Raw genomic sequence first — 12,696 nt, forward strand, 5'->3', positions numbered from 1 at the left:
TAATCTCGATACTAATTTCACAAATATAATTCATGAAACTTACTCGAATTTACGATTTAAGTTAATCACGTATTAATGGTAAAGTCGAACAACGTAGCAAACCTTCTTGTTTGGCTATTTCAGCATAAGGCACTTCCTCTACTGTAATGCCTTGATTGCGTAACCATGTATTTAATCTGCTAAAGTTTTTTTCGGAAATAACAACATCTTCAGAAATTGAAAAAATATTACTGTTCATGTTGTACATTTCTTCTTTGTCAATTTCAAAAACATTTTCTTTTCCAAAGAAATTGAGTAGCCAGTTATATTCTTCTTCAACCAAAAAACCATTTTTATGAAGGATAGCTTTTCCTTTGCCTACAGGCTGGAAACAGCAATCTAAATGCAAAGCATTTTCCCTTGGGTTAGTATTGGACTTTCGTAAATCAAACGACTTTATTTTTTTATGAGGAAACAATTCTTGCATAGCTTCTACTGCAGCCATATTGGTTCTAGCAATTATATAATCGGAATAATCATCGCCTCGATAAGTACCAATAAAAATATGGTCGTTGTATAACATTACATCACCACCTTCAATGTGGCAATGTTCGGGAAGTTTTATACGCTGTTCTTTTGGCACTTGTTTCCACACATGCTCAATAGCTGTAAATTCTTCTTCTCTATCAGGAAGTATATTGGCTTTTACAAACTTATCATCTATTACAAAAGCAATATCCCGAGTGAAAATTTGGTTGCAATCTTTTATGATTTCTGGTCGAAACACTAGAACTTCATATTTTTTAAAAACAGCTGCAACTGCTTCCATTTCTTTTACCATATCCTCTTCAAGAGGATATGTTCCAGCTTTTATATGTTCTAAAGATTTTGGGTCGTAAGCATCTTCAACACTTGGCGTAGGCCCATTACTTTTTGCAGTACCTAATACAACGGCTCGCAAACGTGATGTTTCGTTTTTTACATTTAGTTTTAGCATGCTGTAAATATAAAAAAAGCTTCATAGAATCTATGAAGCTTAAATATGATATTAATGGTTTTAACGTTTGTTGATAGCTTTAAAAGGCCTTAACGTTTCTCCAGTGTAAATTTGTCTTGGTCTACCAATTGGCTCACCATTTAAACGCATTTCACGCCATTGTGCAATCCAACCTGGCAAGCGACCTAAAGCAAACATAACCGTAAACATATCGGTTGGTATGCCCATCGCTCGATAAATAATTCCAGAATAAAAATCAACGTTTGGATATAGTTTTCTATCTACAAAGTATGGATCTTCCAAAGCTTCTTTTTCCAATCCTTTGGCTATATCTAGAATTGGATCGTCAATACCTAAATTACCTAAAACTTCATCAGCAGATTTTTTTATGATTCTCGCTCGAGGGTCAAAGTTTTTATAAACACGATGTCCGAATCCCATTAGACGGAATGGATCATCCTTATCCTTGGCTTTAGCCATATATTTTTTGGTGTCACCACCATCTTCCTTGATGGCTTCTAACATTTCTAAAACAGCTTGGTTAGCACCTCCATGTAGTGGTCCCCAAAGCGCTGAAATTCCTGAAGACAATGAAGCAAATAATCCAGCATGTGATGAACCAACAATTCTTACTGTTGATGTTGAACAGTTTTGCTCATGGTCGGCATGAAGAATCAATAATTTATCCAAAGCATCAACTACTACTGGGTCTAAATTATAATCTTCATTTGGCTGCTTAAACATCATTTTAAGACAGTTTTCTACATACCCTAAATTTTTATCGCCATAGTCTAAAGGTAAACCATGTTTTTTACGTAAAGTCCAAGCCACCAATACTGGAAATTTACCCATTATGCGCACAATGGCTTTGTACATATCCTCTTCAGAATTCACATTTACGGAAGATGGATTAAATGCTGTTAAGGCACTTGTTAAGGATGCCAAAACACCCATTGGATGAGCCGACTTTGGAAATGCATCTACAATCTTACGAACATCATCATCTACAACCGAGTGACTTTTAATATCAGCATGAAACTTATCTAACTGTTCTTGCGTTGGTAATTCACCAAAAATCAATAAATAAGCAACCTCTAAAAAGTCTGCCTTTTCAGCTAATTCTTCAATAGAATATCCTCTGTACCTTAAAATCCCCTTTTCTCCATCTAGAAACGTAATCGCACTTGTACATGAACCGGTATTCTTGTATCCTGGGTCTATTGTTACAACGCCATTGGTAGCACTTCGTAATGATTTGATATCAATAGCAACTTCATCTTCAGTTCCTTTAACTAATGGAAAATCGTACTTTTGACCGTTAATTTCTATTGTAGCTTTATCTGACATATTCTTTATAAAATTTTTGATAATTAGGTGTCGAATTTGACGCTACTAAAATACGAAATATCTCACGATATATAAAGAATACAGAAAGGATTTATCAATTTTGATATTACTAAAATTTATTATCACAAAAAAAGCGATTACTAGTAAATAATAATCGCTTAAAACTATAAAATTGTATAAAACCTTACCTGACCTTAAATGCTTTTTCTTGAGGGTAATAAGCTACATGTCCTAGTTCTTCCTCTATACGTAACAATTGATTGTATTTGGCCATTCGATCACTACGCGAAGCTGAACCTGTTTTAATTTGTCCTGTGTTTAAAGCCACAGCTAAATCGGCAATGGTATTGTCTTCTGTTTCGCCTGAACGATGAGACATTACAGATGTATAACCTGCATTATGTGCCATATTAACAGCTGCAATAGTTTCGGTTAGAGTTCCTATTTGGTTTACTTTAATAAGAATTGAGTTTGCAATGTTATTTTCAATACCTCGAGATAAACGCTCTACATTAGTTACAAACAAATCGTCACCTACCAATTGAACCTTATCGCCTACTTTTTCGGTTAGGTATTTCCAACCGTCCCAATCGTTTTCATCCATACCATCTTCAATAGAGATTATCGGGTACTTCTCGCATAGCTCTGCTAGATAATTAGCTTGTTCCTGACTGGTTCTTACCTGTCCTTTATCGCCTTCAAACTTGGTGTAATCGTATTTACCATCAATATAAAATTCTGCCGAAGCACAATCTAAAGCAATCATAACATCATCGCCTAACTTATAACCTGCTTTTTCAACAGCTTTGGCAATAGTATCCAACGCATCTTCAGTACCATCCAATGTTGGAGCAAAACCACCTTCGTCGCCTACAGCAGTACTCAACCCTCTTTCGTGTAACACTTTTTTAAGGTTATGGAAAATCTCCGTACCCATTTGCATAGCATGTGTGAAATTCTTGGCCTTAACTGGCATAATCATAAATTCTTGAAATGCAATTGGTGCATCAGAATGCGAACCTCCATTTATGATATTCATCATTGGAACCGGAAGTGTGTTTGCCGAAACACCTCCTACGTAGCGATACAAAGGCTGACCTAGCTCGTTTGCAGCAGCTTTTGCAGCAGCAAGAGAAACACCCAATATAGCATTAGCTCCTAATTTTGACTTGTTTGGCGTACCATCTAAATCAATCATCATTTGATCAATCATATTCTGTTCAAAAACAGAAACACCCAATAATTCTTGAGCAATAACAGTATTAACATTGTTAACGGCTTGAGAGACACCTTTTCCCATGAAAGCTGAACTGCCATCTCTTAACTCTACAGCTTCATGCTCACCGGTTGATGCTCCAGATGGAACAGCTGCTCGTCCCATGATACCGTTTTCTGTAACAACGTCAACTTCAACTGTTGGGTTACCACGTGAATCTAAAATTTGTCTTGCGTGAATATCAATTATAATGCTCATTTAGTTGATTTTTTTATTGGATTACAAATTTACAAAATACTCTTACTAAAGCATATTGTTTGTGTGAGTATTGCTTTTAATTTTTACGATAATGTTTTCGTAATAAAAAAACCTCAATGAATTTTAAGATTCTTTGAGGTTTTACAATTAAGCGTTTTTAATATTTTCTATAAACTGGTCAAATAGATATGTTGAATCGTTTGGACCTGGACTAGCTTCTGGATGGTATTGTACTGAAAAACAGTTTTTGGATTTCATTTTAATTCCAGCAACTGTGTGATCATTTAGATGTACGTGAGTAATTTCAACATCTGGATGCTTTTCGGTTTCCTCTCTATTTATAGCAAAACCATGGTTTTGCGAAGTAATTTCACCCTTACCAGTAATTTTGTTAATAACAGGATGATTAATTCCCCTGTGCCCATGATGCATTTTATAGGTTGAAATACCATTTGCCAAAGCAATAACCTGATGCCCTAAACATATTCCGAACAAGGGTAGATTTCTGCTTATAACTTCTTTTGCTACAGCTTGAGCCTCAACCAATGGTTCTGGGTCTCCTGGTCCGTTAGATAAAAAGTAGCCATCTGGTTTGAATGCTTCTAAATCTTCAAATTTTGAATTGTAAGGAAACACTTTAATGTAAGCATCACGTTTAGCTAAATTGCGAAGTATATTTTTCTTCACACCTATATCTAAAGCAGCAATTTTATATTTTGCGTTTTCGTTTCCGAAATAATACGGTTCTTTGGTTGATACTTTTGAAGCCAATTCAAGGCCTTCCATATTGGGCACATCTGCCAACTGTTTTTTCAAACCTTCAATATTATCAACTTCAGTTGAAATTACAGCGTTCATAGCACCATTATCTCTTATGTAGGATACTAATGCCCTTGTATCAACATCTGAAATAGCCAAAACATTATGTTTTTCAAAAAACTGTTCAAGGTTTCCTTCAGCTGACGGTCTGGAATAATTAAAGCTAAAATTTTTACAAATTAATCCTGATATCTTAATTGAATCAGATTCTATTTCATCTTCATGCGTTCCATAGTTTCCTATATGCGCGTTGGTTGTCACCATAAGCTGCCCAAAGTAGGAAGGATCGGTAAATATTTCCTGATAACCTGTTGTTCCGGTATTGAAACATACTTCGCCAAAAGCAGTTCCTTTTTTGCCAATTGATTTGCCGTGAAATATAGTTCCATCTGCAAGTAGAACTATAGCTTTGTCTCGTTTATTATACTTCATATCTAAAAAAAGGTTTTGCAAAATTGCATAAAAAAAAGGATAACCTAAAATAGATTATCCTTTATATATCAAATGCTTATTAACATTTATTCTTCTTCGTTTGTTGCTTGAGTTTCAACTGGAGCAGCAGCGGCTGGTTTAGAACCACCTCGTCTACTTCTACGTGTTGTTTTCTTCTTCGCTTTACCTGCGTTATAGATTTCGTTGTAATCAACTAATTCTATCATTGCCATATCAGCGTTATCACCTAAACGATTTCCTAATTTGATGATTCTTGTGTAACCACCTGGTCTATCACCAACTTTAGGAGCAACTTCTCTGAATAATTCAGCAACAGCTTCTTTTTGTCTTAAACGTGACATAACAATACGTCTGTTATGTGTTGTATCTTCTTTAGACTTTGTTACTAAAGGCTCAACAAATTGTTTTAAAGCTTTTGCTTTAGCAACTGTTGTGTTAATACGCTTGTGCTCTATTAAAGAACAAGCCATATTGGCTAACATTGCTTTTCTGTGAGCTGTTTTTCTACCTAAATGGTTCGTTTTTTTTCCGTGTCTCATGACGTTTGTTTTATCATCTTGCTACCAAACCACGCCACAGCGTGGGAGCAAAATATGATTAATTAATCTTTATCTAACTTGTATTTTGATAAGTCCATCCCGAAATTCAATCCTTTAACGTTTACAAGCTCTTCAAGCTCTGTTAAAGATTTTTTACCAAAGTTACGGAACTTCATTAAATCGTTTTTGTTAAATGATACTAAATCACCTAATGTGTCAACTTCTGCTGCTTTCAAACAGTTTAATGCACGAACAGACAAGTCCATATCTACTAATTTAGTTTTTAATAGTTGCCTCATGTGAAGTGATTCTTCATCATAAGTTTCAGTCTGTGCAATTTCATCAGCTTCTAATGTAATACGCTCATCAGAGAATAACATGAAGTGGTGGATTAATGTTTTAGCGGCTTCAGTTAAAGCATCTTGTGGGTTAATAGAACCATCTGTAATGATTTCGAAAACTAATTTTTCGTAATCTGTTTTTTGCTCTACACGGTAATTTTCAATGCTATACTTAACATTTTTAATTGGTGTGTAAATTGAATCTGTAAAGATTGTTCCTATTGGAGCTGAAGCTTTTTTGTTTTCTTCTGCTGGTACATAACCTCTTCCTTTTTCAATGGTAATTTCCATATTGATGTTCACTTTAGGATCTAAATTACAGATTACTAATTCTGAATTTAATACTTGGAATCCTGAAATGAATTTTTGGAAATCGCCCGCTGTAATTTGTTCTTGACCCGAAATAGAAATAGAAACGGATTCGTTGTCTACATCTTCGATTTGTCTTTTAAAACGGATTTGTTTTAAATTTAAAATCATTTCAGTAACATCTTCAACAACACCTGCTATTGTAGAGAACTCGTGATCTACACCTTCTATTCTAACCGATGTGATTGCAAAACCTTCTAAAGAAGACAATAAAACTCTTCTTAATGCATTTCCAACTGTTAAACCATAACCTGGTTCTAAAGGTCTAAATTCGAATTTCCCTTCAAAGTCAGTTGAATCAATCATGATTACTTTGTCGGGTTTTTGAAAACTAAATACTGCCATATTATTTCTTCGTTTTAATTGTTATTTAGTTGCGCGGTTTAAAAGTTTGAAGAAGTACCTATAAACCCTTTGGCTAAATACCAATGTTTTTAAATTATTATTTAGAGTATAATTCGACGATGAATTGCTCATTGATATTTTCTGGAATCTGAATTCTTGCAGGAACAGAAACATAAGTTCCTTCCTTCGTGTCATTATTCCAAGTAATCCATTCGTACACGTTACTTGAGTTTGCTAATGAATTAGTAATTGACTCAAGTGATTTTGATTTTTCTCTTACTGCAACAACATCACCAGCTTTTAATTGGTAAGATGGGATATTTACGATTTCACCGTTTACAGTAATATGTCTGTGCGATACTAATTGTCTTGCACCACTTCTTGAAGGAGACATGCCCATTCTGAAAACAACGTTGTCTAAACGCGATTCACATAATTGTAGCAACACCTCACCAGTAATTCCAGGAGCAGCTGTTGCTTTTTTGAACATGTTTCTGAATTGACGCTCTAAAATACCGTAAGTGTATTTTGCTTTTTGCTTTTCCATTAATTGGATAGCGTATTCAGATTTTTTACCACGACGCTTGTTTGCACCATGTTGACCTGGAGGATAGTTTCTCTTTTCAAAAGACTTATCTTCTCCATAAATAGCTTCACCAAATTTACGAGCTATTTTAGTTTTAGGACCAGTATATCTTGCCATTTTTTAAAATTAAATTATGAGAGTGATTATGAATTAAGGTCTTAATCTTATCCTTCGATAATCGTTGGTCTCTCGTTGATACTTGTTTATTATTTTTTTCGGTTTGCAAATTTACGTATAAAAAAATTAATATCAATTGTTTAAACAGTTGATATTAATGATTCTAACAATGTAAATTATACTCTTCTACGTTTTGGAGGTCTACAACCATTATGTGGTAATGGTGTAACATCAATAATTTCTGTTACCTCTATACCTGCATTGTGAATTGAACGAATAGCAGATTCTCTACCATTTCCAGGACCTTTAACGTAAACTTTTACTTTCTTTAATCCAGCTTCTTGTGCAACTGCCGCAGCATCTTCTGCAGCTAATTGTGCAGCATAAGGTGTGTTCTTTTTAGATCCACGGAATCCCATTTTACCAGCTGAAGACCATGAAATTACATCGCCTTTTTTGTTTGTAAGAGAGATGATAATGTTGTTAAAAGAAGCTGTTACGTGTGCTTCACCAATTGCATCTACAATTACTTTACGTTTTTTTGTACTTGACTTTGCCATATTTTTTAAGTTTCTAGTTGTTAGTTTTTAGTTGTTAGAATCCTAAACATTGCTATTTCAAACAGATTCATCTAACCTCTAAACTCTAATGACTATTGTCTAATTTTTATTTAGTTGCCATTTTCTTGTTAGCAACAGTTTTTCTTCTACCTTTTCTTGTTCTAGAGTTGTTTTTAGTACGTTGTCCTCTTAATGGAAGACCAGCTCTATGACGTATACCTCTGTAACATCCAATATCCATTAATCGCTTAATGTTTAATTGTGTTTCAGAACGTAATTCACCTTCAATAGTGTAAGATCCTACAGCTTCACGAATGTTTCCAATTTCGTCATCTGTCCAATCTTGAACTTTAGTACTTTCATCAACTTTAGCAGTAGCTAAAATTTCTTTTGCTCTACTTTTACCTATTCCATAGATATAGGTAAGTGAGATTACTCCTCTTTTGTTTTTTGGTATGTCTACACCTGCAATTCTTGCCATAATAATTAACCTTGTCTTTGTTTGAATCTAGGATTCTTTTTGTTAATGACGTAAAGTCTACCTTTTCTGCGGACGATCTTACAGTCTGCACTTCTCTTTTTTACTGATGCTCTTACTTTCATCGTATTAGTATCTATAAGTTATTCGAGCCTTTGTTAAATCGTACGGGCTCATTTCTAATTTTACTTTATCTCCTGGTAACAACTTAATGTAGTGCATACGCATTTTACCAGATATGTGTGCTGTCACAATGTGACCATTTTCTAATTCAACACGAAACATAGCATTTGATAATGCTTCTATAATTGTTCCGTCTTGCTCTATTGCTGCCTGTTTTGCCATAGTATATATATTAAGCTACTGCTTTTCTATTTTTACCTGTTTTCATCAAGCCGTCATAGTGTCTATTTAACAAGTATGAATTTACTTGCTGCATAGTGTCAATTGCAACTCCAACCATAATTAATAATGATGTTCCTCCAAAAAATAAAGCCCATCCAGATTGTACATTCATCAGCTTAACAATAACTGCAGGGAACACTGCAATAAGCGCTAAAAATATAGAACCTGGCAAGGTTATTTGAGACATAATCTTGTCTAAATATTCAGATGTTTCAGTTCCAGGACGAATACCAGGAATAAAACCACCACTTCGTTTTAAATCATCTGCCATTTTATTAGTAGGTACTGTAATTGCCGTATAGAAGTATGTAAATACTATAATTAAAAACGCAAATACGACATTATACCAAAACCCAAAAATATCTGCAAAGTTAGCCTGCATCCACAGTCCAGCAGAAGTCTCCTTTAAGAAAGATGAACCACCTATTAAACTTGGAACAAACATAATGGCTTGAGCAAAAATGATTGGCATTACACCAGACGCATTTAATTTTAAAGGAATGTATTGTCTAGATCCAAAAACATTCTTTTCGTAGCCACCAGATGCTGTACGTCTTGCGTATTGTACTGCAATTTTTCTTACAGCCATTACTAGCATAACTGAAGCTAGAATAATTAATAACCAGATTACCAATTCAAAAAGAATTAGCATCACGCTATTGGTTTCTAATCTAGACGATGCATTTAACAAGAAGTTTTTTGGTAAGGTTGCAATAATACCAACCATAATTAATAACGAAATACCATTACCAATACCCTTGTCTGTAATTTTTTCTCCTAACCACATCGCGAAGATACAGCCTGTTACTAAAATAATTACAGATGAAAAATAGAATAAAGTACCTTGACCTAATAAAAAGGCCGAAGTTGGAATTCCTAAAGCTGGTAAACTTGCTAAATAACCTGGTGCTTGAACCAAACAAATAGCAATGGTTAACCAACGTGTAATTTGATTAATTTTCTTCTGACCACTTGCACCTTCTTTTTGCAGCTTTTGCAAATAAGGAATTGCTATGCCCATTAATTGTACAACAATAGAAGCTGATATGTAAGGCATGATTCCTAAAGCAAATACAGAAGCGTTAGCAAAAGCACCTCCTGTAAAAGCATTTAACAAACCTAACAAACCATCTTCTGTACTACCTTGTAATCCTTCTAATTGCGCAGCATCAATACCAGGTAAAACTACTTGTGCACCAAAACGGTAAACTAATAACAGACTTAACGTTACAATAATTCTGTTTCTTAGTTCTTCTATTTTCCAAACATTTTTTAATGTCTCTATAAATTTCATGCGCTTATATGGGGATTATAAAGTTACAGCTTCTCCTCCAACAGCTTCTATAGCAGCTTTTGCAGATGCAGTAAACTTATGTGCTGTTACTGTTAATTTAGATTTTAATTCACCTCTACCTAAAATCTTAACAAGATCGTTCTTGCCAACTAGGTTTAAAGTCATTAATGTTTCTAAATCTACAGTATCTTCTATTTTCTTATCATCTACCAATTGTTGTAAGGTATCTAAATTTACACCTTGATACTCTACACGATTGATATTTGTAAAGCCAAATTTAGGTACACGTCTTTGAAGCGGCATTTGACCACCTTCAAAACCAATTTTCTTTGAATAACCAGAACGAGACTTTGCTCCTTTGTGACCACGTGTTGCAGTACCACCTTTTCCAGAACCTTGTCCTCTACCTACTCGTTTACCTTGACTTTTAACTGAACCCTCTGCAGGTTTTAAATTACTTAAATCCATTTCAGTGTTTTATTATTTTGTTTCTTCAACAGAAACTAAATGTGAAACTTTAGCAACCATACCAAGGATATTTGGTGTGGCATCGTGCTCTACTACTTGACCAATCTTTTTAAGACCTAAAGCTTCTAATGTTAACTTTTGTCTTTTAGTACGATTGATTGCACTTCTTACTTTTTTAACTTTAATCTTTGCCATCGTTTTCCTTTATTATCCTTTAAAAACTTTTTCAAGAGAAATTCCTCTGTCACGAGCAATAGTTCTTGCATCTCTTAATTGTAATAAAGCATCAAAAGTTGCTTTTACAACGTTGTGTGGGTTAGATGAACCTTGAGATTTTGATAATACATCATGTACACCTACTGCTTCCAATACTGTTCTTACAGCACCACCAGCAATAACTCCTGTACCAGGAGCTGCAGGAATGATGTTTACTCTTGCTCCACCATATTTACCTTTTTGTTCGTGAGGTAACGTTCCTTTTACGATAGGGATACGCACTAAATTTTTCTTGGCGTCTTCAACAGCTTTTGCAATTGCACTAGCCACATCTTTAGATTTTCCTAATCCGTGACCAACAACTCCAGCTTCGTCGCCAACAACAACTATTGCTGAAAATCCGAATGCTCTACCACCTTTCGTTACCTTTGTAACTCTTTGTACTCCAACTAAACGATCTTTAAGATCTAATCCACTTGGTTTTACTAGCTCTGCGCTTTTGTATTTCTGATACATAATTTCTTAGAATTTAAGTCCTGCTTCTCTAGCACCTTCTGCTAATGATTTTACTCTTCCGTGATATAAATAACCTCCTCTATCAAAAGAGATTGTTTCTACACCTGCTTTAAGGGCTTTTTCAGCAACAGCTTTTCCTACTAATGCAGCAACTTCTGTTTTTGTACCTTTTGCAGAACTAATGTCTTTATCTCTTGAAGATGCAGCACTGATTGTTTTACCAGTAACGTCATCAACTATTTGAGCATAAATTTCTTTATTACTTCTAAAAACAGATAATCTTGGTCTAGCTTCAGTACCTGAAACTATTTTACGAACTCTGTTCTTAATTCTTAATCGTCTTTCGTTCTTTGTTAATGCCATAACTTAATTATTAAGCTGATTTACCTGCTTTTCTTCTTATTTGTTCACCAACAAACTTCACACCTTTACCTTTGTAAGGTTCTGGTTTTCTAAATCCGCGTATTTTGGCTGCAACTTGTCCAACCAATTGCTTATCGTGAGAAGTTAGTTTTACTATAGGGTTCTTTCCTTTTTCTGATACCGTTTCAACTTTAACTTCAGGAGCTAAATCTAAAATGATATTATGTGAAAAACCTAAAGCTAAATCTAGTTTTTGACCTTGATTTGTTGCTCTATATCCAACACCTACTAACTCTAACTCTTTTGTCCATCCTTTAGATACACCTTCAATCATATTGAAAATAAGTGCTCTATAAAGACCATGTTTAGCTTTATCTTCTTTTTTATCAGAAGAACGCTCAACTAAAACATTTCCTTCTTCAACTTTGATAGATACGTTTGAAAATTCTTGAGTTAACTCACCTAATTTTCCTTTTACTGTAACTATGTTATCGTTGACTTCAACTGTAACTCCTTCTGGAATTGCTACTGGGTTATTACCTATTCTTGACATGTCTTATAGTCTTTTTAAATTAGTAAACGTAACAAAGTACTTCACCTCCAACATTTTCTCTTTGAGCTTGTTTTCCAGTCATTACACCATGAGAGGTAGAAACGATTGCAATACCAAGACCATTAAGAATTCTAGGAAGTTCTTTTGAACTTGCGTACTTACGTAAACCTGGTTTACTTATTCTTTGAATCTTCTTAATTACAGGTTCTTTAGTTTCCTTGTTGTACTTAAGCGCTATCTTGATAGTCCCTTGTACAGCTGAATCTTCGAATTTGTAACTTAAAATATATCCTTGGTCGAATAATATTTTAGTGATTTCTTTTTTAAGATTAGATGCAGGAATCTCAACCACTCTGTGATTGGCACGCACTGCGTTTCTAATTCTTGTTAAATAATCCGCTATTGGATCTGTATACATAGTTATAAATTTGCGGTAACGGTTTTTAATTACGACTATCGGAATTAAACCTGAAACCA

18 protein-coding genes are annotated in these 12,696 nt (G+C 34.5%); all 18 read right to left on the bottom strand.

The window, feature by feature from the left end:
- Positions 1-61 precede the first annotated feature (61 nt).
- Complete coding sequence (locus MTX13_RS03140) at positions 62-976, bottom strand: dimethylarginine dimethylaminohydrolase family protein (RefSeq protein ID WP_250432954.1); 915 nt, start codon at positions 974-976, stop codon at positions 62-64.
- Between the two features lie 60 nt (positions 977-1,036).
- Positions 1,037-2,323 (bottom strand): citrate synthase, encoded by a 1,287-nt coding sequence (locus tag MTX13_RS03145; protein ID WP_250432955.1) that lies wholly within the window; start codon positions 2,321-2,323, stop codon positions 1,037-1,039.
- A 184-nt stretch (positions 2,324-2,507) separates the two neighbouring features.
- Positions 2,508-3,797 carry a phosphopyruvate hydratase gene (eno, locus tag MTX13_RS03150; RefSeq protein WP_250432956.1) on the bottom strand — a complete coding sequence of 430 codons (1,290 nt, stop codon included), beginning with the start codon at positions 3,795-3,797 and terminating at the stop codon, positions 2,508-2,510.
- Positions 3,798-3,944: 147 nt separating this feature from the next.
- Positions 3,945-5,048 (bottom strand): glutamine-hydrolyzing carbamoyl-phosphate synthase small subunit, encoded by a 1,104-nt coding sequence (carA, locus tag MTX13_RS03155; protein WP_250432957.1) that lies wholly within the window; start codon positions 5,046-5,048, stop codon positions 3,945-3,947.
- Positions 5,049-5,134: 86 nt separating this feature from the next.
- On the bottom strand, positions 5,135-5,608 hold the full coding sequence (rplQ, locus tag MTX13_RS03160; protein WP_250432958.1) for a 50S ribosomal protein L17: 474 nt from the start codon (positions 5,606-5,608) through the stop codon (positions 5,135-5,137).
- Between the two features lie 62 nt (positions 5,609-5,670).
- The gene (locus tag MTX13_RS03165; RefSeq protein ID WP_223032976.1) at positions 5,671-6,663 is read right to left on the bottom strand and encodes a DNA-directed RNA polymerase subunit alpha; all 993 of its coding nucleotides are present in this window, start codon (positions 6,661-6,663) and stop codon (positions 5,671-5,673) included.
- Positions 6,664-6,760: 97 nt separating this feature from the next.
- Positions 6,761-7,366, bottom strand: a complete 606-nt coding sequence (gene rpsD, locus MTX13_RS03170) for a 30S ribosomal protein S4 (RefSeq protein ID WP_223032975.1) — start codon at positions 7,364-7,366, stop codon at positions 6,761-6,763.
- A 176-nt stretch (positions 7,367-7,542) separates the two neighbouring features.
- Complete coding sequence (gene rpsK, locus MTX13_RS03175; RefSeq protein ID WP_223032974.1) at positions 7,543-7,926, bottom strand: 30S ribosomal protein S11; 384 nt, start codon at positions 7,924-7,926, stop codon at positions 7,543-7,545.
- A gap of 106 nt (positions 7,927-8,032) precedes the next feature.
- Entirely contained in the window at positions 8,033-8,407 is a 375-nt protein-coding gene (gene rpsM / locus MTX13_RS03180) for a 30S ribosomal protein S13 (protein ID WP_223032973.1), read from the bottom strand.
- 5 nt (positions 8,408-8,412) lie between these two features.
- Positions 8,413-8,529, bottom strand: coding sequence for a type B 50S ribosomal protein L36 (gene ykgO / locus MTX13_RS03185; protein WP_013305171.1), 117 nt, complete (start codon positions 8,527-8,529; stop codon positions 8,413-8,415).
- 4 nt (positions 8,530-8,533) lie between these two features.
- On the bottom strand, positions 8,534-8,749 hold the full coding sequence (gene infA / locus MTX13_RS03190; RefSeq protein ID WP_007094967.1) for a translation initiation factor IF-1: 216 nt from the start codon (positions 8,747-8,749) through the stop codon (positions 8,534-8,536).
- A gap of 10 nt (positions 8,750-8,759) precedes the next feature.
- Positions 8,760-10,103 carry a preprotein translocase subunit SecY gene (gene secY, locus MTX13_RS03195; RefSeq protein WP_250432959.1) on the bottom strand — a complete coding sequence of 448 codons (1,344 nt, stop codon included), beginning with the start codon at positions 10,101-10,103 and terminating at the stop codon, positions 8,760-8,762.
- A gap of 15 nt (positions 10,104-10,118) precedes the next feature.
- Positions 10,119-10,571 carry a 50S ribosomal protein L15 gene (rplO, locus tag MTX13_RS03200; RefSeq protein WP_250432960.1) on the bottom strand — a complete coding sequence of 151 codons (453 nt, stop codon included), beginning with the start codon at positions 10,569-10,571 and terminating at the stop codon, positions 10,119-10,121.
- 12 nt (positions 10,572-10,583) lie between these two features.
- Positions 10,584-10,766, bottom strand: a complete 183-nt coding sequence (gene rpmD, locus MTX13_RS03205; RefSeq protein WP_104735700.1) for a 50S ribosomal protein L30 — start codon at positions 10,764-10,766, stop codon at positions 10,584-10,586.
- Positions 10,767-10,778: 12 nt separating this feature from the next.
- Positions 10,779-11,303, bottom strand: a complete 525-nt coding sequence (gene rpsE / locus MTX13_RS03210; protein WP_103051238.1) for a 30S ribosomal protein S5 — start codon at positions 11,301-11,303, stop codon at positions 10,779-10,781.
- Between the two features lie 6 nt (positions 11,304-11,309).
- Positions 11,310-11,666, bottom strand: a complete 357-nt coding sequence (gene rplR, locus MTX13_RS03215) for a 50S ribosomal protein L18 (RefSeq protein WP_223032970.1) — start codon at positions 11,664-11,666, stop codon at positions 11,310-11,312.
- Between the two features lie 10 nt (positions 11,667-11,676).
- Positions 11,677-12,219 (bottom strand): 50S ribosomal protein L6, encoded by a 543-nt coding sequence (gene rplF, locus MTX13_RS03220; protein ID WP_223032969.1) that lies wholly within the window; start codon positions 12,217-12,219, stop codon positions 11,677-11,679.
- A gap of 19 nt (positions 12,220-12,238) precedes the next feature.
- Entirely contained in the window at positions 12,239-12,637 is a 399-nt protein-coding gene (rpsH, locus tag MTX13_RS03225; RefSeq protein WP_104735697.1) for a 30S ribosomal protein S8, read from the bottom strand.
- Positions 12,638-12,696: the final 59 nt, after the last annotated feature.

Source organism: Hanstruepera flava (assembly GCF_023634025.1).
GTDB classification, from domain to species: domain Bacteria; phylum Bacteroidota; class Bacteroidia; order Flavobacteriales; family Flavobacteriaceae; genus Hanstruepera; species Hanstruepera flava.

Bases quoted from the DNA above. Each gene is read 5' to 3' on its own strand.
- MTX13_RS03140 (WP_250432954.1), bottom strand. From the start codon at position 976: ATGCTAAAACTAAATGTAAAAAACGAAACATCACGTTTGCGAGCCGTT.
- MTX13_RS03145 (WP_250432955.1), bottom strand. From the start codon at position 2,323: ATGTCAGATAAAGCTACAATAGAAATTAACGGTCAAAAGTACGATTTT.
- eno (WP_250432956.1), bottom strand. From the start codon at position 3,797: ATGAGCATTATAATTGATATTCACGCAAGACAAATTTTAGATTCACGT.
- carA (WP_250432957.1), bottom strand. From the start codon at position 5,048: ATGAAGTATAATAAACGAGACAAAGCTATAGTTCTACTTGCAGATGGA.
- rplQ (WP_250432958.1), bottom strand. From the start codon at position 5,608: ATGAGACACGGAAAAAAAACGAACCATTTAGGTAGAAAAACAGCTCAC.
- MTX13_RS03165 (WP_223032976.1), bottom strand. From the start codon at position 6,663: ATGGCAGTATTTAGTTTTCAAAAACCCGACAAAGTAATCATGATTGAT.
- rpsD (WP_223032975.1), bottom strand. From the start codon at position 7,366: ATGGCAAGATATACTGGTCCTAAAACTAAAATAGCTCGTAAATTTGGT.
- rpsK (WP_223032974.1), bottom strand. From the start codon at position 7,926: ATGGCAAAGTCAAGTACAAAAAAACGTAAAGTAATTGTAGATGCAATT.
- rpsM (WP_223032973.1), bottom strand. From the start codon at position 8,407: ATGGCAAGAATTGCAGGTGTAGACATACCAAAAAACAAAAGAGGAGTA.
- ykgO (WP_013305171.1), bottom strand. From the start codon at position 8,529: ATGAAAGTAAGAGCATCAGTAAAAAAGAGAAGTGCAGACTGTAAGATC.
- infA (WP_007094967.1), bottom strand. From the start codon at position 8,749: ATGGCAAAACAGGCAGCAATAGAGCAAGACGGAACAATTATAGAAGCA.
- secY (WP_250432959.1), bottom strand. From the start codon at position 10,103: ATGAAATTTATAGAGACATTAAAAAATGTTTGGAAAATAGAAGAACTA.
- rplO (WP_250432960.1), bottom strand. From the start codon at position 10,571: ATGGATTTAAGTAATTTAAAACCTGCAGAGGGTTCAGTTAAAAGTCAA.
- rpmD (WP_104735700.1), bottom strand. From the start codon at position 10,766: ATGGCAAAGATTAAAGTTAAAAAAGTAAGAAGTGCAATCAATCGTACT.
- rpsE (WP_103051238.1), bottom strand. From the start codon at position 11,303: ATGTATCAGAAATACAAAAGCGCAGAGCTAGTAAAACCAAGTGGATTA.
- rplR (WP_223032970.1), bottom strand. From the start codon at position 11,666: ATGGCATTAACAAAGAACGAAAGACGATTAAGAATTAAGAACAGAGTT.
- rplF (WP_223032969.1), bottom strand. From the start codon at position 12,219: ATGTCAAGAATAGGTAATAACCCAGTAGCAATTCCAGAAGGAGTTACA.
- rpsH (WP_104735697.1), bottom strand. From the start codon at position 12,637: ATGTATACAGATCCAATAGCGGATTATTTAACAAGAATTAGAAACGCA.